The following is a 21,870-nucleotide window of genomic DNA, read 5'->3' on the forward strand; positions in this document are numbered from 1 at the left end:
ACGCGACCCGGCATCGTGCGGATCATGTCGGCGATCCGGAACAACCCCATGTCACGACGGTTCCTGCTGCGCGCCATCGGCAGCGGCGGTGCAGGTCTCGCACTGGCCGGCTGCGGGGTACCACCGGCCCGTGTGGCGCCCGGGGACCGGGCGCGCAGTGACCTCTCCGGGCGCGAACGGCGCGTCGACTTCGCCAACTGGCCGCTCTACATCGACACCGACGACGAGGACACGTCGCGGCGCCCAACCCTGGAGGCATTCACGGAGCTCAGTGGGATCTCCGTCCGCTACACCGAGGAGATCAACGACAACGACGAGTTCTTCGGGAAGATCAGTCCGGCGCTGATGAATCATCAGGAGACCGGTCGGGACCTGGCCGTCATCAGCGACTGGATGGCTGCACGGTTCGTCAGGCTCGGCTGGGTGCAGGAAATGGACCGGGACAGTCAGCCCAATGTCGCCAAGTACCTGGACCCCCAACTGCGTTCGCCCGCCTTCGATGAGGGACGGCGCCACAGTGTCCCCTGGCAGAGCGGGATCACCGGCATCGCGTACAACCGCCGCGCGCTCGGCCGGGAGATCGGCGGGACCGCCGATCTCTGGGCCGAGGACCTGCGCGGCAAGGTGACGCTGCTGTCAGGGCTCGACGAGTCGTTCGCCCTGCTGATGCAGGGCAATGGTGTCGACATCACGCGCTGGCGCGCCGACGACTTCCATCAGATGTGCGACCAGGTCGAAGCGCTCGTGAAGCGGCGGCACATCCGCCGCTTCACCGGCAACGACTACATCAAGGACCTCTCCACGGGGGACGTGCTCGCCTGTCAGGCTTACTCCGGCGACGTCATCCAGCTCCAGGCCGACAACCCCGACATCGAGTTCGTCGTCCCCGAGGAGGGCGCGGAGCTGTGGGCGGAGAGCCTGATGATTCCCAACCTTGCCCGGCACAAGCGCAACGCAGAGGCGTTGATCGACCACTACTACGACCCCGAGGTGGCCGCCGAGCTCGCCGCGTGGGTCAACTACGTCTGTCCCGTGCCCGCCGCCCGTGACGTGCTCGCCTCGTCCGGGGACGAGGAAACCGCCGCTCTCGCCGAGGACCCGCTGATCTTTCCGGACGACGCGATGCGCACCCGGCTCGCCATTGCGCGCGACATCACGGCCGGGGAGCGGCCCGAGTTCGCGAAGCGATGGAACGCGATCGTGGGCCTGTAGCAGACTCCTGATCATGAGTGAGGATCGACTGAACCCCGTCGTCGCCTACGGCCTGTTGGCGGCCTGGGCGCTGCACGACGCCGAGGAGCTGGCCACCGGCCCTCGCTGGGTGCGGGAGAACGTTCCCGTGCTGCGCGAGCGCTTTCCCGGGGTGCCCGAGCGGGTGTGGCGCTCGATGGAGGCCGTCGACGAGCACGAATTCGCCGTCGCCGTCGGCGTGATGGCCACGATCGTCGGCGCTGCCGCCGTCGCGGGCCACCGCACCGGCGGCCGGTCTGCCTTCTACCGCGGCGCCTTGGACGGCTTCGGGCTGCACGGTCTTGTCCATCTCGCCCAGGCGGCGGCCGTTCGCGGCTACACGCCCGGGTCGGTGACGTCGCCGCTGATCGTGGTGCCGTTCACCTTGTGGGCGCGTGGCCGGCTGCGGCGGGCAGGTGTGCTGCGGCCCGCACGGGCGCGGGACACGGTGACAGGCCTGTCGTTCGCAGCGGGTGCCACGGTGATCGCGCATCTGGTGGCGCGGAGGGTCACTCGACGACCCAGCTTTTGAACACGTTCATTTGTGGCGTAGGGTGGCGGCATGAGCGAGCGACAAGCCCTCTTGCGGGGGATACGCGTGTGGCTGGTCATCTTCATCGTGTGCCTGGTGCTGAGCGGAGCGACGGCCTTCCCGCTGGTGACCGAAATGCGGTGGCTGGAGGACCTGCTGACCTCCTCCATCTCGCCCGTCCCCGAGCACATGCCCGCGCTGATGGAGTGGATCGAACGCGTGCGGACCGGGCTCGACGCCACCGACGACACGTACCCCTTCGTGCTGTACGGAACGGACTGGCTGGCCTTCGCCCATTTGGTGATCGCCGTCGCCTTCTACGGCCCCTACCGCGACCCCGTGCGCAATATCTGGGTGGTCGAGTTCGGCATGATCGCCTGTGCCGGGATCATCCCGCTCGCACTGATCTGCGGTCCCATCCGGGGAATTCCCTTCTGGTGGTCGGTCATCGACATGTCCTTCGGGGTGTTCGGCGTGATCCCGCTGTACATCGTGCGCCGCAGGATCAAGCGTCTGGAGGCACTGGTGGCTGCGGCGCCCACCGCCTCGGCGGTGCCGGCCGCGGCCTGAGGCGCGGTGTCACGCCGAGGGCTCCCCGAAGGCGGCAACGGCGACGTCCAGCACGACCTGGTTGGTGTTCTGCCCCTTCGCGTCCGTGGAGTTGACGCTGTAGGCGAGGGTGCGTGAGAGGTCGCGGGTGGCGGCTATGCCCGCGTTGTAGCCCCACCGGCCGCCGGACTTGGCCCACACCTCGCGACCGCCCAGCCTCTGCATCGACAGTCCCGCGCTGTACCTGGCAGTGCCGTGCTCAAGTCGCGGCAAGGTGAACATTTCCTCCAGCAGCGGGCCGCGCACCACCTGCCCCCGGAAGAGCGCGTTCGTGAAGCGCTCCAGATCGGCGGTCGTGGAGACGATGTCACCTGCGGCCCAGCCGTCCGTGACACTCCAGACGCTCACATCGCGCAGCTCGGTCGAGCCGTCGGGGCGGTCGAACACCTGGTAGCCGTGGTTGTGGGGGCCGCGGATGCGGGGGTCCGTGCCCGGCTGGTAGGTGTCGCGCAGACCCAGCGGCTTCAGGATCCGCCGCGCGACCTGGCTCTCGTAGGAGTCGCCTGTGACCCGCTCTATCAGCAGGCCGGCGATCGTGTAGCCGATGTTGAGGTAGTGCTGGCGTTCCCCGGGGGCGAACTCCGGCTTCTTGGCGGTCGCCGAACGCACCATCTCCCGCGGATCGTGCCGTTCGAAGCGGTTCTCGTACCACTCCTCGACCGTCGTCCCACGGAAGTCGGGCGCCGGTATGCCGCTGGTGTGGTTGAGCAACTGCCGTACCGTCACGCCCTCGTAGGCCGCCGGGATGAGATCCGGCAGATAGTCCCGCACCCGCCGGTCCAGGTCGACCCTTCCTTCGCCGGCGAGCTGGAGAACCGTGGCCGCGGTGAAGACCTTCGTCACCGAACCGGCCCGGAAGCGCGCCCGGGGGTCCGCCGGGCGGCCGCTCCGCAGATCGTGGACACCGGCGCTGCCCCGCCAGTGGCCCTCGCCCCCGACTCGGACGAGCGCGGCGGTCGCGCCCGCGGAGTCCGGGTCGCGCACGGCGTCGACGGCCTCGCGCAGCGCAGCCGCGTCAGGCTCCGCTCCGGGTGAGACAGTCGCCGGTGGAGCGAAGGCGTCCGGTCCCCGGCCGGCGGCGTCCGGGGCGGCCGACGACGGCGCACGGCCGGCGGCAGGAGAGTGTGCCGCCGCGGGAAGGACGGAAGGGCCGGCTGCCACCCCCAGGACGAGGGCGGCGGCAAGAACAGTGCGGGTACGAGCAAGCATCGTGAGCACTCCAGGACGAGAAGCGCGCCAGGACTCGCGAGGTGCGAGCCGTGATGCGCAGGCGTTGTTCCGACCTGACTCATCCTGCTGACCGGCGGCGATCGACGGATCGCCGGAGCGGGCGGTCTTCGCCCGGTCAATTCCTCGCCGGTGCGGGGGAGCCGGCCCCATCCGATCCCCCGCGCGGGGGAGACCCGGCGGCGATCAGCCCCGACTCGTAGGCGCAGATGACCGCCTGAATGCGGTCCCGCAGCCCCAGCTTCGCCAGCACATTGCCGACATGCGTCTTCACCGTGTGCTCGCTCACCACGAGCTCCGCGGCGATCTCGGCGTTCGACAGACCCCGCCCCAACAGGAGCAGCGTCTCCCGCTCCCGCGCAGTCAGCACGTCGAGACGGGCGTGCGCACTCGCGGCACGGGGCGCGTGCCGTGTGTACTGCTCCACGAGCCGGCGTGCCACCGTCGGCGCCAGCAGTGAATCGCCCCGCGCCACCACCCGCACGGCGTGCGCGAGATCGTCCCGGCGGACGTCCTTGAGGAGGAAACCGCTCGCGCCGGCGTGCAGGGCCTCGTAGACGTACTCGTCGACGTCGAAGGTGGTCAGCATGACGGTGCGGCAGTCGCCCTCGGACGTGATCCTGCGACACGCTTCGATGCCGTCCATGACCGGCATCCTGACGTCCAGCAGCGCCACGTCCGGAGCGAGCCGACGTACGGCGTCGACCGCCTGCGCGCCGTCACCGGCCTCGGCGACCACCTCGATGTCCGGCTGTGCGTCCAGGATCATCGCGAAGCCGCTGCGGACCAGTTCCTGGTCGTCGGCCACCATCACGCGGAGCGTCAACTCCCCACCTCCTCACCGGAGCCTACGGGCTCGCGAGGCAGCACGACCCTGACCTCGAAGCCCCGGCCGTCCGGGCCCCGGCCGGCGGCTGCCGTGCCACCGTGGGCGGCAGCACGCTCCCGTATGCCCAGCAGGCCGTGCCCGGTGGTCTTCCCCGGGCCCCGGCCGTCGTCCGTGACAGTGATCTCCAACGCGTCGTCCGTGTTGACGAGTTGCACGCCCACCCGCGTCGCCGCCGCGTGCCTGACCACGTTGGTCAGCGCCTCCTGCACCACGCGGAACACCGTCGCCCCGGTCGCCGCCGGCAGCGGCCGGTGCGGGCCACCGACCTCGTACGACACCTCGAGCCCACTGGCGCGCACCCGGTCCACCAGCGCGGGCAGCTCCGTCAGATCCGGTTGCGGACCGCGTGGCGCCTGCTCGCCCTCCTCCCGCAGGACTCCCAGCATCCGGCGGAGCTGAGCCATGGCGTCCCGGCCGGTCGCGCCGATGGCGTCGAACGCCGCCTCGGCCCGCTCCGGAGCCGAACGGACCGCGACCGGTCCGGCCTCCGCCTGCACGATCATCAGGCTCACCGCATGCGCGAGCACGTCGTGCATCTCCCGGGCGATACGGGCCCGTTCACGGGCCGCCGCCTGCTCGGCCTCGATCCTGTTGGCGCGTTCCAGCTGTGCCGCACGGTCCTCGACGGCCGCGACATACGCCTGGCGGACGTCCGCCAGACGCCCGAAGGCATACGCGGCGCCCAGTACGAACAGGGAGAACGAAAGCTCCCGCAGCGAACGGGTGTTGAGCCACACGGACACGCCCACCACTGCCGGAAGCATCACCAGAACCCCCAGCCTTTTGCGCGGCGGGGAGACAGCGGCGATCGTGTAGACGATGACCAGTCCGGTGTACGGCAGCGGCTGGCCCGGACCGTCCAACGTGAGCACGTACAGCGCACTGGACGCGAGGATCGCGGCCAGCACGGTCACGGGCGCCCGCCGCCGCCACACCAGGGGCAGCACGGTCAGGGTCGTCAAGCCGTATGCCGCCCACGTCGCGGGCGGCTGATCGGCCGACCGCGGCACCACGAACGGCATCGTCATCGCCGCCTGCACCAGCAGCGCCGCACCGATGTCCACGGCCCAGGGGTTGGCGCCGCTCAGCGTGCGGATCCTGCCCCACTGCCCCCGTATGCCCATTACGGCTTGCGGCCCACCGCGCCGAACTGCGCGACCTCCGGTTCCGTGCCGTCCGCGCGCCACCGGGCGCACGAGACGATGCCCGGCTCCAGCAGTTCCAGTCCGTCCAGGAAGGACGCGAACTCCGCACGCGAGCGGGCGGTGATCGGCGGGGTCGCGTTCTCGTTCCAGAACGCCATCGCCTCGGCGTTGCCCTCGCCGCCGAGCTCCAGCGTCGGATGGGTCAGGACGAGGTGGCTGCCGGACGGCACGGCGTCCATCAACGTCCGCACGATCGACGTCGCTCTGTCCGTCTCCAGCACGAAATTGAGGATGCCGAGCATCATCACGGCGACCGGCTGCTTCAGGTCGAGGGTCGCCGAGACGGCATCGAGGATCTCCTCGGGCCGGTGGGCGTCCGCGTCGAGGTACTCGGTGACCCCCTCCGGCGAGCTGGTGAGCAGCGCACGCGCGTGGGCCAGCACGATCGGGTCGTTGTCCACATAGACGATGCGGGCGTCGGGCGCGATGCGCTGGGCCACTTCGTGTGTGTTGTCGGCGGTGGGCAGCCCGGTGCCGATGTCCAGGAACTGCCGTATGCCCGCCTCCCCGGTCAGCGCCGACACCGCCCGGCCGAGGAACGCCCGGTCCGCGCGGGCGACTTCGCCGATGCTCGGGTACATGGCGGTGACCTGGTCGCCGACCGCCCGGTCCACCGGATAGTTGTCCTTGCCGCCCAGCCAGTAGTTCCAGACGCGGGCGTTGTGCGCTATGTCGGTGCGAAGTCCTGCGCTCACGTGCGGGGTTCCTTCCTGTGCCGCAACGCGCCCAGTACGGAACCGAGCGTGTCCACACGGTTTGTGGTGATCGAGTCCACACCGCAGTCGACCAGCCGGCGCATCGTGCGCCGGGTGTCCGCGGTCCATGCCGACACCAGCATGCCCTGTGCGTGGATCCGATCGGTCAACTCCCGCCCGATGAGCCCGAACCGGTAGTTCAGCCAGCGCGGTGACACCGCGTCCAGCAGCACGGGCCGCGGCGGGGCGAGCGTCGTCCACGTCATCGCGATCTCCGCCGACGGATCGAGCGCCCGGACGGCGAGCATCGTCGCCGCGCCCGCGCAGTAGTAGACGCGGTCGCCCGCGCCGCATTCGCGGACCGTGCCCATCACCGTCCGTACCGACGCCGTGGTCGCGCCCGGGAGATCGATCATCAGCCGGTGCCTGCCCGCCTCCGTGAGAGCCTGCCGCAGAGTCGGCACCCCGCCGCCGGTCAGGGACTCGACATCGGCATGGGTGAGCCGCGCGAGCGGCCGGTCCTGCCCCCACAGCCGCTTGAGCGAGTCGTCGTGCAGCAGCACGGGCACACCGTCGCGGGTGAGGCGCACGTCGATCTCGACGGCGTCCGCGCCGCGGTGGAACGCCGACCGCAGCGACGCAAGGGTGTTCTCCCGGGCACGATAGGGGTCGCCGCGGTGGCCGACGACGGTGACCGCGCGCCGTGGGGCGCCGCGAAGGGCGGCGGCGGGCGGCTCACCGTTTGTGCGCTCGCGCCCGCCGCTCCCCGCGCCGCTGCCGGCCGTCCTCACCGGGCGAGCCACGTGCCCGTGTACGCGTCGATCTCCGAAGAGATCCGTGCCTTGCCCGCCGCGTCCAGGAAGGACGCCTCCACGGCGTTCTTCGCGAGGGCGGCAAGACCCCGCTCGTCGAGCGACAGCAGCCTCGCGGCCACCGCGTACTCGTTGTTGAGGTCGGTGCCGAACATCGGCGGGTCGTCGCTGTTGATCGTCACCAGCACTCCTGCCGAGACCATCTCCTTGATCGGGTGCTGGTCGAGATCGGTGACCGCGCGGGTGGCGATGTTGGAGGTGGGGCAGACCTCCAGCGGGATGCGGTGTTCGGCGAGATGCGCCAGCAGCTTCGGGTCCTGTGTCGAGCTGGTGCCGTGGCCGATGCGCTCGGCACGCAGGTCGTTCAGCGCGTCCCAGATCGTCTGCGGCCCGGTCGTCTCCCCGGCGTGCGGCACCGAGTGCAGGCCCGCCGCGATCGCACGGTCGAAGAAGGGCTTGAACTGCGGGCGGGGGACACCGATCTCCGGTCCGCCGAGGCCGAAGGAGACCAGGCCCTCGGGGTGCAGGTCCACGGCGAGCCGCGCGGTTTCCTCCGCGGCCTCCAGGCCGGCCTCGCCGGGGATGTCGAAGCACCAGCGCAGGACGACCCCGAGCTCCTTCTCGGCCGCCGTGCGCGCGTCCTCGATCGCGGCCATGAAGGCCTTGTCGTCGATGCCGCGGCGGGTGGAGCTGAAGGGTGTCACGGTCAGCTCCGCGTAGCGGATGTTCTGCCGGGCCATGTCCCGGGCCACCTCGAAGGTCAGCAGCCGCACGTCCTCGGGGTTGCGGATCAGATCCACGACCGAGAGATAGACCTCGACGAAGTGCGCGAAGTCGGTGAAGGTGAAGTATTCGGCGAGGGCTTCGGGGTCGGTCGGCACCTTCGAGTCCGGGTGCAGGGCCGCAAGTTCGGCGACGATGCGCGGGGACGCCGATCCGACGTGGTGCACATGCAGTTCGGCCTTCGGCAGCCCCGCGATGAATGGGCGCAGGTCGGACATCGGGTACCTCCGTGTGCGAGTGCCGCTGCTGGTCAGGAGATCATCGTAGGCGGCCCGGTGGGGGCCGGGACCGGCGTCGTAGCATGGCCGGACCACTCAGGGGGGAGACGCATGTCTGACAACGAGGGCCAGTCGGCGGGCGGTCCGCAGCCGAACGACCCGTGGGCGCCGCCGGCCGGAGGCGGCCCGCAGAACAAGGTGCCGCTGGACAAGCCGCAGGCGACGCCGGCGCAGCCGAGCGTGCACGACCAGCCGACGGTCATCGGGATGCCGGGCGTCGGTCCGGGCGATGTCGTGCCGCCGCCCCCCATTGCCCCGGGCGGACCCGCCCCCGCCCAGCCGGTCGCGGGCGCCTACGGCTACCCCGCGGCGCCGGGCTACCCCCAGCCCACCGCCGGCGGGACGTCGGGCGGCTTCGGCGTCCCCTCCGATCCGTACGGCGCCGGCTACCCCGGCTACCCGGCGTACGGCGGTCCGACCGCCGGCTGGGGACAGAGCCCCGCCAACGGCATGGGTGTCACCGCGCTGGTGCTCGGCATCCTCTCCGTGTGCCTCTTCTGCCTGTACGGCATCGTCGGCCTCATCCTCGGCGTACTCGCGCTGATCTTCGGCATACTCGGACGCAAGCGGGCACAGCGGGGTGAGGCGACCAACGGCGGCCAGGCCCTGGCGGGCATCATCCTCGGCTCCATCGGTATCGCGCTCGGCCTGATCATCCTCGGTCTTCTTGCGTGGGGGATCACCATGGCGGTCAACGAGGAGCAGCAGAACGACGACGCCGGGTACGACTCCGACTACTCGAACCATCTGGTCGTCGACACGGCCGAGTAGAACGCAGGGACACGCCCGCGGGTGCCTCCACCCCGCCGGGCCTACTCCCGGGCGTGCAGCTCCTGCCTCGCCTCCATCAGTGCGAACCCCAGCAGATTGAGCCCGCGCCAGCGCGAAGGATCCTGCGCGCGTTCGTCGTCGGCGGCCAGTCCGATTCCCCAGACGCGGTCCATCGGGCTGGCCTCCACGAGCACCCGGTCTCCGGTCGCCAGCAGAAAGTCGCGCAGTGCGGCGTCCTGGCCGAACTTGTGCACATTGCCCTCGCGCACGATGGCGAACCGCTCGCGCTTCCATATCGTCTCGTCGAAACCACGCACCAGACGACCGGCCTTCTTCGCCTCGGCCGGGCTCTTGGCGTCCAGCGCCCGGCGCTCGGCCTCCTGGTCCGCGAACAGCCTCGCCTTGGCCGCCATCATCCAGTGCTCCGCGGTCCCGTACCGCACGCCGTCGACCACGAAGGGTGACGGCCACCACTGACTGAGGCAGCTCGCGCCGATGGTGCCGTCACGGCGTGGCGCATGGCCCCAGAAGTGCAGGTATTTGATTCGCTGCCCCTCGGCAGCCAGCTTGATCAGCTCGTCCTTCCCCATGCACGCGAGTCTGGCAGCCGCCACTGACACTGCGTAGCGGAATATGGTCGTAGGGACGACACCTGGTCGACCGATTCCGTTGCGTAATCAAAAGGCAACAACGGAATCCCTTGTTGCGTGGGTCACCCTCTGCCAGGATCGGCAGTCAATTCGAGCCGGAGCAACGGAGAGCGTCATGAGTAACCGCAACCCGGTGCAGGACCGCTTCGCGGCGGGTGCGCAGTACATCGGCGGACGGCTGCGGCACGGCACCTCGGGACGTACGAAGGACGTGGTCGACCCCGCGACGGGGGAGACGGTCCACACCTATGGCCTCGCGGGCGCCGCGGACGTCGACGCCGCCGTCGCTGCCGCGCGTGAGGCGCTGCCGGGATGGGCGGGAGCGACCCCCGGTGAGCGCTCGGACGCACTCCACCGCTTCGCGGGCGTCCTCGCGGAGCGGTCGGAGGAGCTCGCGCACGCCGAGACGCTCCAGTGCGGCAAGCCGATCAAGCTCACCACCGAGTTCGACGTCCCCGGCACCGTCGACAACGCCGCGTTCTTCGCCGGAGCGGCCCGCCACCTCCAGGGGCAGTCCGCCGGCGAGTACAGCGGCGACCACACCTCGTACGTACGGCGGGAGCCGATCGGCGCCGTCGGTTCGATCGCTCCCTGGAACTACCCGCTCCAGATGGCCGCATGGAAGATCCTCCCGGCCATCGCCGCAGGTAATACCATCGTGCTCAAACCAGCCGAGATCACCCCGCTCACCTCGCTGATGTTCGCCGAGGCGGCCGCGGAGGCGGGCGTCCCGGACGGCGTCGTCAACATCGTCAACGGCGCGGGCAAGGACGCGGGCGAGCATCTCGTCGGCCATCCAGACATCGCCATGACCTCTTTCACCGGGTCCACCGCCGTCGGAAAGCGCGTCGCGGAGATCGCCACCGCGAGCGTCAAGCGACTCCACCTCGAACTGGGCGGCAAGGCCCCGTTCGTCGTCTTCGACGATGCCGACGTCGAGGCCGCAGCCCAAGGCGCGGTCGCCGGTTCCCTCATCAACTCCGGCCAGGACTGCACCGCGGCCACCCGCGCCTATGTGCAGCGGCCCCTGTACGACGCCTTCGTCTCCGCCGTCGCCGACCTGATGGCCACGGTCCGCCTCGGCGATCCCTTCGACCCGGCCACCGACCTCGGCCCGCTCGTCTCCCACCTCCAGCGGGACCGCGTCGCCGGTTTCGTCGACCGGGCCCGGGCGTACGCCACTGTCGTCACGGGCGGCGAGGCACCCCAGGGCGAGCTGACGAAGGGCGCCTACTATCTGCCGACCCTGATCACGGGCGCGGCGCAGGACAGCGAGATCGTCCAGTCCGAGATCTTCGGTCCCGTCCTCGTCGTGCTCCCCTTCGACACCGACGACGAGGGCATCGCCCTCGCCAACGACACCCCCTACGGGCTCGCGGCCTCCGCGTGGAGCCGTGACGTCTACCGGGCCGGCCGGGCGACCCGGGAGATCCAGGCGGGCTGCGTCTGGGTCAACGACCACATCCCGATCATCAGCGAGATGCCGCACGGCGGATACAAGGCATCGGGCTACGGCAAGGACATGTCGTCGTACTCCTTCGAGGAGTACACGCAGGTCAAGCACGTCATGTACGACAACACCGCGGTGGCCAGGAAGGACTGGCACCGCACGATCTTCGGGGACCGACCGTAACGAGATGCGGCAGCCGCCGCGTGGCCGAGGGCCGCGCGACGAGCGGCCCTCACCCGAAAGGGCACAGCGTCATGGAGCAGTACGAGCCCGAGCGTCTCTCGGCGGCCCAGATCGCCGCGATGCGACGCACCCTGACCGACGGACGGGGGGCCCTTTCCCGCCGCTCACTGCTGCGCGCGTCGGGCATCGGCGCGCTCACCGTGGGCGGGGCCGGTTTCCTGAGCGCCTGCGGCATCCCGCCCGCCAAGCGCGAGGAGGGGGCCGCGGCGGCCGACGACCACTCGGACGAGGAGAAGCAGCTCACCTTCTCCAACTGGACCGAGTACATGGACATCAGCGAGGACGAGAAGAGCCGTCCCACGCTCGAGGAGTTCACCCGGCGGACCGGGATCAAGGTCAAGTACACCGAGGACATCAACGACAACGTCGAGTTCTTCGGCAAGATCCAGCCGCAGCTCGCGGCCGGGCAGGACACCGGACGCGACCTGATCAACGTCACCGACTGGCTGGCCGCCAGGATGATCCGGCTCGGCTGGGCGCAGAAGCTCGACGCCTCGCTGCTGCCGCACGCCTACGCCAACCTCTCCCCGCAGTTCCGCAGCCCCGACTGGGATCCCGGCCGCGCCTACACCTACCCGTGGACAGGCATCCCGGCCGTCATCGCCTACAACATCAAGGCGACCGGCGGCCGCAAGGTCGACTCCGTCACGCAGTTGCTTGACGACCCCACCCTCAAGGGCCGGGTCAGTTTCCTCACCGAGATGCGTGACACGGTCGGCCTGACCCTGCTCGACATGGGCAAGGACCCCGGCAAGGTCAACGACGCCGACTACGACGCAGCTCTCGGCCGGCTCCAGAAGGGCGTCGACAAGAAGCAGATCCGCCGCTTCACCGGCAACGACTACACCTCGGACCTCGACAAGGGCGACATCGCCGCCTGTGTCGCCTGGGCCGGTGACCTCATCCAGCTCCAGGTCGACAATCCCGACATCCGCTACGCGATCCCGGCAGCCGGATACATGACGGCCACCGACAATCTGCTGGTCCCCGCGAACGCCCGGCACCAGAAGAACGCCACGCGGCTGATCGACTACTACTACGAACTCCCGGTCGCCGCGCAGCTCGCCGCCTACATCAACTATGTGACCCCGGTGGCCGGAGTCGGCCCCGAACTGGCGAAGATCGACCCGGAGTTGGCCAAGAACCCGCTGATCATCCCGGACGCGGCGATGGCGGCCAAGTCCCACTCCTTCCGTTCGCTCAGCAGCGAGGAAGAGACGGCGTACGAAGAGAAGTTCGCGAAGCTCATCGGCGCCTGACGCCCCTTTGTCCTGAAGAAACCCGACAGACCAGGGACCGCGACCCATGACCGAAAAGAAAGAGGGCGGCGACGTCCGCCTCTCCGGGATCAGCAAGACGTACGGCTCCTTCACCGCCGTGCATCCGCTGGACCTGACCATTCCGCAGGGCTCGTTCTTCGCCCTGCTGGGCGCCTCCGGCTGCGGCAAGACCACCACCCTGCGTATGATCGCCGGCCTGGAGGAGCCCACCACCGGCACGGTCTCGCTCGGCGCGCACGAGGTCACCGACCTGCCGCCCCACAAACGCCCCGTGAACACCGTCTTCCAGAGCTACGCGCTGTTCCCGCATCTGAACGTGTCCGAGAACATCGCCTTCGGCCTGCGCCGCCGCGGCATCAAGTCGGTGCGGAAACAGGTGGACGACATGCTCGACCTGGTGCAGCTCGGGGACTTCGCCCAACGCAAGCCGCACCAGCTGTCCGGCGGCCAGCAGCAGCGCGTTGCCGTCGCCCGGGCGCTGATCAACCACCCGCAGGTGCTCCTCCTCGACGAGCCGCTCGGCGCGCTCGACCTCAAGCTGCGCCGGCAGATGCAGCTGGAGCTCAAGCGCATCCAGACCGAGGTCGGCATCACCTTCGTCCACGTCACCCACGACCAGGAGGAGGCCATGACCATGGCCGACACGGTCGCGGTCATGAACGGCGGCCGGGTGGAGCAACTGGGCGCGCCCGCCGAGCTGTACGAGAACCCGCATACCACGTTCGTCGCCAACTTCCTCGGCACCTCCAACCTCATCGAGGCGGAGGTCGTCGGCAACAGCGGCGGCGAGGTCGTCGTCACCGCTGCCGACGCCAAACTGCGGCTGCCCGCCGCCCGCTGCGCCACCCAGCCCACCGCCGGTGGGAAGCTGCTGGTCGGTGTACGCCCCGAGAAGATCTCGCTGGCGCACGTGGATGACGCGGGCGACATCGCCGGGGGCCGCAACCGGTTCACCGGAAAGATCGCCGACTCCAGCTTCATCGGCGTCTCGACGCAGTTCGTCATCGACAGCCCGGTCTGTCCGGAGCTCGAGGTGTACGTGCAGAACGTCGAGCGCGACCCGCGGCTGGTGCCCGGCGCGGAAGTCGTCCTGCACTGGAACCCGGAGCACACGTTCGGCCTGGACGCGACTCAGGACATCGACGCGGGCGTGGAGACGGTGGAGGTGACGCCGTGACCGTCACCGAGGCGCCGCCCGCGGCACCGTCACCGGCCGAACCGGTCGTCCACAAGACGTCCGTGCGCCGCCGGCTCGTGCCGTACTGGCTCCTGCTGCCCGGCATTCTGTGGCTGCTGGTCTTCTTCGCGCTGCCGCTCGTCTACCAGGCGTCGACCTCCGTGCAGACGGGGTCCCTGGAGGAGGGCTTCGAGGTCACCTGGCACTTCGCCACCTACTGGAACGCGCTGACCGAGTACTACCCGCAGTTCCTGCGCTCGCTGCTGTACGCCGGCACGGCCACGGTCCTGTGCCTGCTGCTCGGCTATCCGCTCGCCTATCTGATCGCGTTCAAGGCGGGCCGCTGGCGCAATCTGCTGCTCGTACTGGTCATCGCGCCGTTCTTCACCAGCTTCCTGATCCGCACCCTCGCCTGGAAGACGATCCTTGCCGACGGCGGACCGGTGGTGGAGGTCCTGAACGCCGTCGGCTTCCTGGACGTGACCAGCTGGCTCGGGATGACCGAGGGCAACCGTGTGCTGGCCACGCCGCTCGCGGTCGTCACCGGTCTGACGTACAACTTCCTGCCGTTCATGATCCTGCCGCTGTACACCTCGCTGGAGCGGATCGACCCGCGCCTCCACGAGGCGGCCCGCGACCTGTACGCCAAGCCCGCCACGGTGTTCCGGAAGGTCACGTTCCCGCTGTCCATGCCGGGCGTCGTCTCCGGCACGCTGCTGACGTTCATCCCCGCGAGCGGTGACTACGTCAACGCCGAACTGCTGGGATCCACCGACACCCGCATGATCGGAAACGTCATCCAGTCGCAGTTCCTGCGGGTCCTCGACTACCCGACGGCGGCCGCGCTGTCGTTCATCCTGATGGCGATCGTGCTGATCACGGTCACCGTCTACATCCGCCGGTCCGGAACGGAGGACCTGGTCTGATGCGTTGGCTCAGGCGCAATCTCGTCGTGATCGCGGGCCTTCTCACGCTCGTGTACCTGATCGTCCCGAACATCGTCGTGATGGTGTTCTCGTTCAACAAACCGGCCGGGCGCTTCAACTACTCCTGGCAGGAGTTCTCGACCGCAGCCTGGCAGGACCCCTGCGGCGTCGCCGACCTGTGCGGCTCGCTCGGCCTGTCGCTGCAGATCGCCCTGTGGGCGACGATCGGCGCCACCGTCCTCGGCGCGATGATCGCCTTCGCGCTGGTGCGCTACCGCTTCCGCGCACGCGGCACGATCAACTCGCTGATCTTCCTGCCGATGGCGATGCCCGAAGTGGTCATGGCCGCCTCACTGCTCACGCTCTTCCTCAACCTGGGCGCGCAGCTGGGCTTCTGGACCATCCTCATCGCGCACACCATGTTCTGCCTCAGCTTCGTGGTGGTCGCCGTCAAGGCGCGCGTGATGTCGATGGACCCACGCCTGGAGGAGGCCGCGCGGGACCTGTACGCCGGACCCGTGCAGACCTTCCTGCGAGTGACGCTCCCGATCGCCGCACCCGGTATCGCGGCCGGCGCGATGCTCGCCTTCGCGCTGTCGTTCGACGACTTCATCATCACGAACTTCAACTCGGGCAACACCGTCACCTTCCCCATGTTCGTGTGGGGTTCGGCCCAGCGCGGAACGCCCGTGCAGATCAACGTGATCGGTACGGCCATGTTCGCCGTCGCCGTACTGATCGTGGTCGCCGGCCAGGCTGTCGGCAACCGACGGAAGAAGCACGCTCTGCCCAAGTAGGCAGGCCCAGAAGGAGTGGAAACCATGGCCCCAGCTGCCATGACCTTTGCCTCATCGCTCTCCGACGCCCAGCCCGTCCCCTTCTGGCTGGAAGACCCCGGCAAGCCCGGCGCACTGCCCGCCCTCACCGGCACCGAACGATGCGACCTGCTTGTCGTCGGCGGCGGCTACAGCGGCCTGTGGACCGCGCTGCTCGCCAAGGAACGCGACCCCGAAAGGGACGTCGTGCTGATCGAGGGCCACGAGGTGGGCTGGGCCGCCTCCGGCCGCAACGGCGGCTTCTGCGCCGCCTCCCTCACCCACGGCCTGGGCAACGGACTCGCCCGCTGGCCGGAGGAGTTGGCGAAGCTGGAGGAGCTCGGGGCACGCAATCTCGACGCCATCGGGGACACCGTCGCCCGCTACGGGATCGACTGCGACTTCGAGCGCACCGGCGAGATCGATGTCGCGACCGAGCCCCACCAGCTCGCCGAACTGCGCGAGATGCACGAGGAGGCGGGCCGCCTCGGCTTCACGGGGCTGGAACTGCTCGACCGGGAGGCGATGCGTGCCGAAGTGGACTCGCCGACCTTCCTCGGCGGGCTGTGGGACCGCGACGGCGTCGCGATGCTGCATCCCGCCAAGCTGGCCTGGGGCCTCAAGCAGGTCTGCGCGGACCTCGGCGTGCGCATCTACGAGAACACCCGGGGGCTCGAACTCACCCGCTCCGGCCCGGGAATGGCCGTCCGCACCCCGTACGGCAAGGTGCTCGCCCACCGGGTCGCGCTCGGCACCAACGTCTTCCCCTCGCTGGTCCGACGGGTCCGCTCGTACACGGTCCCGGTCTACGACTACGCGCTGATGACGGAGCCCCTCAGCCCGGCGCAGCTCGACTCGGTCGGCTGGAAGCGGCGGCAGGGACTCGGCGACAGCGCCAACCAGTTCCACTACTTCCGCATCACCGCAGACCACCGCATCCTGTGGGGCGGCTACGACGCGATCTATCCGTACGGCGGCAGGCTCAGTGCCGAGCGGGACCACCGGCCCGAGACGTATCTGAAGCTCGCCGGCCATTTCTTCGCCTGTTTCCCGCAGTTGGAGGGTCTCAGGTTCAGTCATGCCTGGGGCGGCGCCATCGACACCTGTTCGCGCTTCTCCGCGTTCTTCGGCTCCGCGCACGGGGGAAAGGTCGCCTACGCGGCCGGGTACACCGGGCTGGGGGTGGGGGCGACCCGGTTCGGCGCCGACGTGATGCTCGATCTGCTGGCCGGTGAGCGCACCGAGCGCACGGAGCTGAAGATGGTGCGCAGCAAGCCGCTGCCGTTCCCGCCCGAGCCGGTGGCCTGGGCAGGTATCGGACTGACCAAGTGGTCGCTGGCCAGGGCCGATGCCCACGGCGGCCGGCGGAATGTGTGGCTGCGGGCGATGGACAGGCTCGGTCTCGGTTTCGACAGCTGAGCGGCCTCCGCGACTTCGGCGCCGTTCTCTTCGCGGAACGGCGCCGAAGTCGCGTAATGAACGGGACTCCGTGCGCTCTCTCCGTGTGGAACACCGTCTTCGCACACGGAATGGAGGCCACGATGGGTGGCTCGGGGGCCAGGAGCGCGGTGGAGTGGCTGGCAGCAGCGGCGCCGGACCCGGACGCCTGCCGGTGGGAGTGGGAGCGCAATCCGCAGGGGGTCGCGCTGCTGCCCGCCGGCCGGAGCTGGGACGTGCTGATCCTGCCGGGGGTGCTGGGGTATCCCACGCTCGACGTGCTGACCCGGCTGGTCGCCCGGCCCGGCCCGGTCCTCGCCGGCTTCGGTGAATCACGCATGGGCTTCTTCGTGCCGCCGGGCACGGCGGGGCGATGGCTCGGGACGGGGGTCCGCGCGGCGGGACGGGGCACCTGGATCGTTGTGCCGTACCCGGGGCGTACGGCCGGCGGAGTGCGCTGGCTGATCACTCCGGACGGTTCGGGAACGCTCAACGACGCCTCGCTCCTGGAACTCGCGATGCACGAGGCCGCGGCAGGCATCGCGAGGGCGCACGAGCGTGAGGAGGGCGACGGCCGCTGGGGGCGGTGAGGGGCGGGAGCGCCAGAGGTCTTGACAACCGGATTGGTCTGGACCATGTTGTGCGCGCCGCACCACTCCAAAACCCCCATGCCCGGAGGCAGTTGTGGACCGCACCAGATTCAGTGCTGCCCTGGTGGCAGCCGTCCTCGCCGCAACGGGACTCGTCGCCACCGCATCGACAGCAACCGCGGCCGACACCGAACTCGCCCGCAACGGCGGCTTCGAGACCGGCCTGACCGGGTGGAGCTGTACGGCCGGCAGCGGCGTCGCAGTCTCCTCGCCCGTCCACGGCGGTACGTCCGCGCTCAAGGCCACGCCGGCGGGCAGCGACAACGCCAAGTGCGCCCAGACCGTCACCGTCAAGCCGAACTCCGACTACTCGCTCAGCGGCTGGGTGCAGGGCAGCTACGTCTATCTGGGCGCGTCCGGAACCGGCACCACCGACGTCTCCACCTGGACCGGATCCGCTCCCGATTGGCAGAAGCTGACGACCTCGTTCCGCACTGGGCCGTCGACCACCTCGGTGACGATCTACACCCACGGCTGGTACGGCACCCCCGCCTACCACGCCGACGACATCTCCCTCTTCGGCCCCGGCGGCGACCCGGCGACCGTCCCCGCCGCACCCACCAACCTCCGTGCCGGCAGCCCCGGTTCCACCTCGGTGCCGCTGACCTGGAACGCGTCCTCCGGCGCCACCAGCTACCACGTCTACCGCGGCGGCACCCGCGTCACGACCGTCACCGGAACCTCCGCCACCGTCACCGGGCTCACTGCGGCCACGACCTACAGCTTCCAGGTCTCCGCCGCCAACGAGGCGGGGGAGTCCCCGAAGTCCACAACCGTGAGTGCGACGACCACCTCGGGCGGCGGCACCGGCGGCGACCTGCCCGCCCATGCCCTCGTCGGCTATCTGCACGCCAGCTTCGCCAACGGCTCCGGCTATACGCGCATGGCCGACGTGCCCGACTCGTGGGACGTCATCAATCTCGCCTTCGGTGAACCGACATCGGCCACCTCGGGCGACATCCGTTTCGGCCTCTGCCCGGTGAGCGAATGCCCGAACGTCGAGTCGGCGGCCGACTTCAAGGCTGCCATCAAGGCCAAGCAGGCCGCCGGCAAGAAGGTCCTGATCTCCATCGGCGGTGCCAACGGCCAGGTGCAGCTGTCCAGTACGGCTGCGCGTGACGCCTTCGTCTCGTCCGTCTCGAAGATCATCGACGAGTACGGGCTCGACGGCCTGGACATCGACTTCGAGGGCCACTCCCTTTCGCTCAACACCGGCGACACCGATTTCCGCAGCCCCACGTCACCGGTCATCGTCAATCTGATCTCGGCGATCAAGACCCTCAAGGCCAAGTACGGCTCCGACTTCGTCCTGACCATGGCCCCCGAGACCTTCTTCGTCCAGCTCGGCTACCAGTACTACGGCTCGGGGCCCTGGGGCGGTCAGGACCCGCGGGCCGGCGCGTACCTTCCCGTCATCCACGCCCTGCGCGACGACCTCACGCTGCTGCACGTGCAGGACTACAACTCGGGCTCGATAATGGGCCTCGACAACCAGTACCACTCCATGGGCGGCGCCGACTTCCACATCGCCATGACGGACATGCTCCTCACCGGCTTCCCCGTCGCGGGCGACCAGACCAAGGTCTTCTCGGCCCTGCGCCCCGAGCAGGTCGCGATCGGCCTGCCCGCGTCCACCCAGGCGGGCAACGGCCACACCACGCCGTCCGAGGTCAACAAGGCGCTGAACTGCCTGACGAGGAAGGCCGACTGCGGCTCCTACCAGACCCATGGCACCTGGCCCGCGCTGCGCGGCCTGATGACCTGGTCGATCAACTGGGACCGTTTCAACCAGTGGGAGTTCTCGAAGAACTTCGACGCCTATCCGTGGAGTTGAGGCAGATCAGCAGCATCCCGCACAGGCACATGCTGCCGAGCACGTCCAGTGGCCAGTGATAGCCGCGCAGCACCAGTCCGATGCCCGTCGCCATCGTGAGCACCACGGCGACGGGCATCGGCCATCCGCGGCGGACGTACGGGGTGACGAGTATCGCCGCGGCGCAGTAGGCGACCATCGCGGTTGCCGTATGGCCGGACGGGTACCAGCCGGTCCCGGAGTGCAGCGGGCCCGATCGGGCGATCAACATCTTGAGAGGCACCACGAGCATGGGCACGGCGGCCATCGCGAGCCCGGCGGCGAGAGCCACCGGCCAACGGTGCCGGTCGCGCCACAGCATGAACACGATCGCGAGCGCCAGTACCGGCGGTGCGACGGTCATGTTGCCGAGGTCGGCGAGCGGTTCGGTCAGAGCGTCGGGGACGTGGCGGAAGACGGCCCGTCCCAGGCGCTCGTCCGCCGCCCGCACCGGGCCGTACGTGGCCACCTGCCAGCTGATCAGGGCGAAGAGCCCGCAGAACAGCGCGAAGGCGGCCGCTGCCCGAAGACGCCGAGAGGCCGGCCTCCTCGGAACAGGGGGGGTGGTTCCGAGGAGGCCGGCCGGACCGGTTTGCCGCGCGCCCCGGGGGGTTTGGGGCGGGCGGCCATCCGATCGGTGAGGAGTTCCGGAGCGTGATGCTCCAGTGGTGTGCGCGAGGGCACGATCAGGTCGGGGCTGGGGAGGCTCCGTCCCGGGCCGGCCCGCGGTTTCCCACGAGCCGGGTGTTTCTCTCATCTGCAGAAACCGTACGTCAGCGGCCGGGGTGACCGACAGACGGATTCCCATCCCGCCATCGGCCCCCCACACCTTCTTCACAGAGCTGCTCCGTCGTCGCCGGTCAGATGCCTGCGAACGCCTGCTCGATGACGTCCAGGCCCTCGTTCAACAGATCCTCGCCGATCACCAGCGGAGGCAGGAAGCGGAGCACGTTGCCGTAGGTTCCGCAGGTGAGGACGAGCACGCCCTCGGCGTAGCAGGCCTTCGCCAGGCCGCCGGCCGCCTCGGGGTTCGGCTCCTTGGTCGCCGGGTCCTTCACCAGCTCGATGGCGACCATCGCGCCGCGGCCGCGGATGTCGCCGATGACGTCGTACTTCTCCTGCATCGCGGCGAGGCGGCCCTTCATGACCTCCTCGATGCGCTTGGCCTTGGCGTTGAGGTCGAGCTCCTTCATCGTCTCGATGGAGCCGAGCGCACCGGCGCAGGCCACCGGGTTGCCACCGTAGGTGCCGCCGAGGCCGCCCGCGTGCGGGGCGTCCATGATCTCGGCGCGACCGGTGACGGCGGCGAGCGGCAGACCGCCCGCGATGCCCTTGGCCGTCGTGATCAGGTCCGGGACGATGCCCTCGTCCTCGCAGGCGAACCACTGGCCGGTGCGGCAGAAGCCGGACTGGATCTCGTCGGCGACGAAGACGATGCCGTTGTCCTTGGCGAACTGCGAGATCGCGGGCAGGAAGCCCTTGGCGGGCTCGATGAAGCCGCCCTCGCCGAGGACCGGCTCGATGATGATCGCGGCGACGTTCTCGGCACCGACCTGCTTGGAGATCTGGTCGATGGCCTGGGCGGCGGCCTCGGGGCCGCAGTTCTCCGGGCCGGTCGGCCAGCGGTAGCCGTAGGCGACCGGCACGCGGTAGACCTCGGGCGCGAACGGGCCGAAGCCGTGCTTGTACGGCATGTTCTTGGCCGTCAGCGCCATCGTGAGGTTCGTACGGCCGTGGTAGCCGTGGTCGAAGACGACGACGGCCTGGCGCTTGGTGTACGCGCGGGCGATCTTGACGGCGTTCTCGACGGCCTCGGCGCCCGAGTTGAAGAGTGCGGACTTCTTCGCGTGGTCGCCCGGGGTCAGCTCGGCGAGGGCCTCGCAGACCTCCACGTAACCCTCGTAGGGGGTGACCATGAAGCAGGTGTGGGTGAAGTCGGCGAGCTGCGCGGAGGCGCGGCGTACCACGGCCTCGGCGGAGGCGCCGACCGAGGTCACGGCGATGCCGGAGCCGAAGTCGATCAGACGGTTGCCGTCGATGTCCTCGATGATGCCGCCGCCGGCGCGGGCCGTGAACACGGGCAGCACGGACCCCACACCACCGGCCACCGTGGCCGTACGGCGGGCCTGAAGCTCCTGCGACTTCGGGCCGGGGATGGCGGTGACGACGCGGCGCTCCTGCGGGATTGCAGTCATGCGGGGCTCCTGGGGGTGTATCCGGACGCTTGTTGTCTTTCTCCGCAGGCTAGGCGCGGGGGACGGCGTCGGGCATGCGCCGTTCGGGAGTGTTGGGGGTGTGTCGTTGTCCGCGGCGGCCATAGGTGGGCCGTCGGGGTGATGTCGCCCCTGAACCGCCCCGC

21 protein-coding genes are annotated in these 21,870 nt (G+C 69.7%); 12 read left to right on the forward strand and 9 right to left on the reverse strand.

Annotated elements, in window-relative coordinates:
• Window positions 1-48 precede the first annotated feature (48 nt).
• From AC067Z_RS32520 to AC067Z_RS32530, 3 genes are read left to right on the forward strand one after another with little or no spacing between them, the layout of a single operon-like run.
• Complete coding sequence (locus AC067Z_RS32520; protein WP_478793298.1) at window positions 49-1,212, forward strand: ABC transporter substrate-binding protein; 1,164 nt, start codon at window positions 49-51, stop codon at window positions 1,210-1,212.
• Between the two features lie 13 nt (window positions 1,213-1,225).
• Window positions 1,226-1,762, forward strand: coding sequence for an HXXEE domain-containing protein (locus tag AC067Z_RS32525; protein WP_478793242.1), 537 nt, complete (start codon window positions 1,226-1,228; stop codon window positions 1,760-1,762).
• Between the two features lie 30 nt (window positions 1,763-1,792).
• Complete coding sequence (locus tag AC067Z_RS32530; RefSeq protein WP_478793243.1) at window positions 1,793-2,332, forward strand: hypothetical protein; 540 nt, start codon at window positions 1,793-1,795, stop codon at window positions 2,330-2,332.
• Window positions 2,333-2,341: 9 nt separating this feature from the next.
• On the opposite strand, the gene AC067Z_RS32535 is transcribed toward AC067Z_RS32530, so the two are convergent.
• The 6 genes from AC067Z_RS32535 to AC067Z_RS32560 all read right to left on the reverse strand — a co-directional run bounded on the left by AC067Z_RS32535 (window position 2,342) and on the right by AC067Z_RS32560 (window position 8,200).
• Window positions 2,342-3,580 (reverse strand): serine hydrolase domain-containing protein, encoded by a 1,239-nt coding sequence (locus tag AC067Z_RS32535; RefSeq protein ID WP_478793244.1) that lies wholly within the window; start codon window positions 3,578-3,580, stop codon window positions 2,342-2,344.
• 136 nt (window positions 3,581-3,716) lie between these two features.
• Window positions 3,717-4,424 carry a response regulator gene (locus AC067Z_RS32540; protein WP_478793245.1) on the reverse strand — a complete coding sequence of 236 codons (708 nt, stop codon included), beginning with the start codon at window positions 4,422-4,424 and terminating at the stop codon, window positions 3,717-3,719.
• Window positions 4,421-5,611 carry a sensor histidine kinase gene (locus AC067Z_RS32545; RefSeq protein WP_478793246.1) on the reverse strand — a complete coding sequence of 397 codons (1,191 nt, stop codon included), beginning with the start codon at window positions 5,609-5,611 and terminating at the stop codon, window positions 4,421-4,423. Before AC067Z_RS32545 ends, AC067Z_RS32540 begins: the two co-directional genes overlap by 4 nt.
• The gene (locus tag AC067Z_RS32550) at window positions 5,611-6,387 is read right to left on the reverse strand and encodes an SAM-dependent methyltransferase (RefSeq protein WP_478793247.1); all 777 of its coding nucleotides are present in this window, start codon (window positions 6,385-6,387) and stop codon (window positions 5,611-5,613) included. The genes AC067Z_RS32545 and AC067Z_RS32550 overlap by 1 nt, the downstream gene beginning before the upstream one ends.
• A complete protein-coding gene (locus AC067Z_RS32555; protein WP_478793248.1) occupies window positions 6,384-7,190 on the reverse strand; it encodes a glycerophosphodiester phosphodiesterase in 807 nt (268 codons plus the stop codon). The genes AC067Z_RS32550 and AC067Z_RS32555 overlap by 4 nt, the downstream gene beginning before the upstream one ends.
• Entirely contained in the window at window positions 7,175-8,200 is a 1,026-nt protein-coding gene (locus AC067Z_RS32560) for an adenosine deaminase (protein WP_478793249.1), read from the reverse strand. Before AC067Z_RS32560 ends, AC067Z_RS32555 begins: the two co-directional genes overlap by 16 nt.
• Before the next feature lie 111 nt (window positions 8,201-8,311).
• Here AC067Z_RS32560 and AC067Z_RS32565 point away from each other — a divergent pair, with 111 nt between their 5' ends.
• Window positions 8,312-9,031: a DUF4190 domain-containing protein gene (locus AC067Z_RS32565; protein ID WP_478793250.1), complete on the forward strand. Its 720-nt coding sequence runs from the start codon at window positions 8,312-8,314 to the stop codon at window positions 9,029-9,031.
• 41 nt (window positions 9,032-9,072) lie between these two features.
• Here AC067Z_RS32565 and AC067Z_RS32570 read toward each other — a convergent pair whose 3' ends face one another.
• A complete protein-coding gene (locus tag AC067Z_RS32570; protein ID WP_478793251.1) occupies window positions 9,073-9,621 on the reverse strand; it encodes an NADAR family protein in 549 nt (182 codons plus the stop codon).
• A gap of 175 nt (window positions 9,622-9,796) precedes the next feature.
• On the opposite strand from AC067Z_RS32570, the gene AC067Z_RS32575 reads away from it, so the two are divergent.
• The 8 genes from AC067Z_RS32575 (at window position 9,797) to AC067Z_RS32610 (ending at window position 19,493) form a co-directional block, all read left to right on the forward strand.
• Window positions 9,797-11,314, forward strand: coding sequence for a gamma-aminobutyraldehyde dehydrogenase (locus tag AC067Z_RS32575; protein WP_478793252.1), 1,518 nt, complete (start codon window positions 9,797-9,799; stop codon window positions 11,312-11,314).
• A 71-nt stretch (window positions 11,315-11,385) separates the two neighbouring features.
• Entirely contained in the window at window positions 11,386-12,633 is a 1,248-nt protein-coding gene (locus AC067Z_RS32580) for an ABC transporter substrate-binding protein (RefSeq protein WP_478793253.1), read from the forward strand.
• Window positions 12,634-12,679: 46 nt separating this feature from the next.
• A complete protein-coding gene (locus tag AC067Z_RS32585; RefSeq protein WP_478793254.1) occupies window positions 12,680-13,831 on the forward strand; it encodes an ABC transporter ATP-binding protein in 1,152 nt (383 codons plus the stop codon).
• A complete protein-coding gene (locus tag AC067Z_RS32590; RefSeq protein ID WP_478793255.1) occupies window positions 13,828-14,757 on the forward strand; it encodes an ABC transporter permease in 930 nt (309 codons plus the stop codon). The genes AC067Z_RS32585 and AC067Z_RS32590 overlap by 4 nt, the downstream gene beginning before the upstream one ends.
• The gene (locus tag AC067Z_RS32595) at window positions 14,757-15,554 is read left to right on the forward strand and encodes an ABC transporter permease (RefSeq protein WP_478793256.1); all 798 of its coding nucleotides are present in this window, start codon (window positions 14,757-14,759) and stop codon (window positions 15,552-15,554) included. Before AC067Z_RS32590 ends, AC067Z_RS32595 begins: the two co-directional genes overlap by 1 nt.
• Window positions 15,555-15,578: 24 nt before the next feature.
• Window positions 15,579-16,991: an NAD(P)/FAD-dependent oxidoreductase gene (locus tag AC067Z_RS32600; RefSeq protein ID WP_478793257.1), complete on the forward strand. Its 1,413-nt coding sequence runs from the start codon at window positions 15,579-15,581 to the stop codon at window positions 16,989-16,991.
• Window positions 16,992-17,113: 122 nt separating this feature from the next.
• The gene (locus tag AC067Z_RS32605; protein ID WP_478793299.1) at window positions 17,114-17,599 is read left to right on the forward strand and encodes a hypothetical protein; all 486 of its coding nucleotides are present in this window, start codon (window positions 17,114-17,116) and stop codon (window positions 17,597-17,599) included.
• A 94-nt stretch (window positions 17,600-17,693) separates the two neighbouring features.
• The gene (locus AC067Z_RS32610) at window positions 17,694-19,493 is read left to right on the forward strand and encodes a chitinase (RefSeq protein WP_478793258.1); all 1,800 of its coding nucleotides are present in this window, start codon (window positions 17,694-17,696) and stop codon (window positions 19,491-19,493) included.
• On the opposite strand, the gene AC067Z_RS32615 is transcribed toward AC067Z_RS32610, so the two are convergent.
• Window positions 19,444-19,980 carry a phosphatase PAP2 family protein gene (locus AC067Z_RS32615; RefSeq protein WP_478793259.1) on the reverse strand — a complete coding sequence of 179 codons (537 nt, stop codon included), beginning with the start codon at window positions 19,978-19,980 and terminating at the stop codon, window positions 19,444-19,446. The two genes, AC067Z_RS32610 and AC067Z_RS32615, sit on opposite strands and share 50 nt — an antisense overlap.
• Window positions 19,981-20,371: 391 nt before the next feature.
• A complete protein-coding gene (gene gabT, locus AC067Z_RS32620; protein ID WP_478793260.1) occupies window positions 20,372-21,706 on the reverse strand; it encodes a 4-aminobutyrate--2-oxoglutarate transaminase in 1,335 nt (444 codons plus the stop codon).
• Between the last annotated feature and the right edge of the window lie 164 nt (window positions 21,707-21,870).

Source organism: Streptomyces sp. NPDC043812 (genome assembly GCF_056436245.1).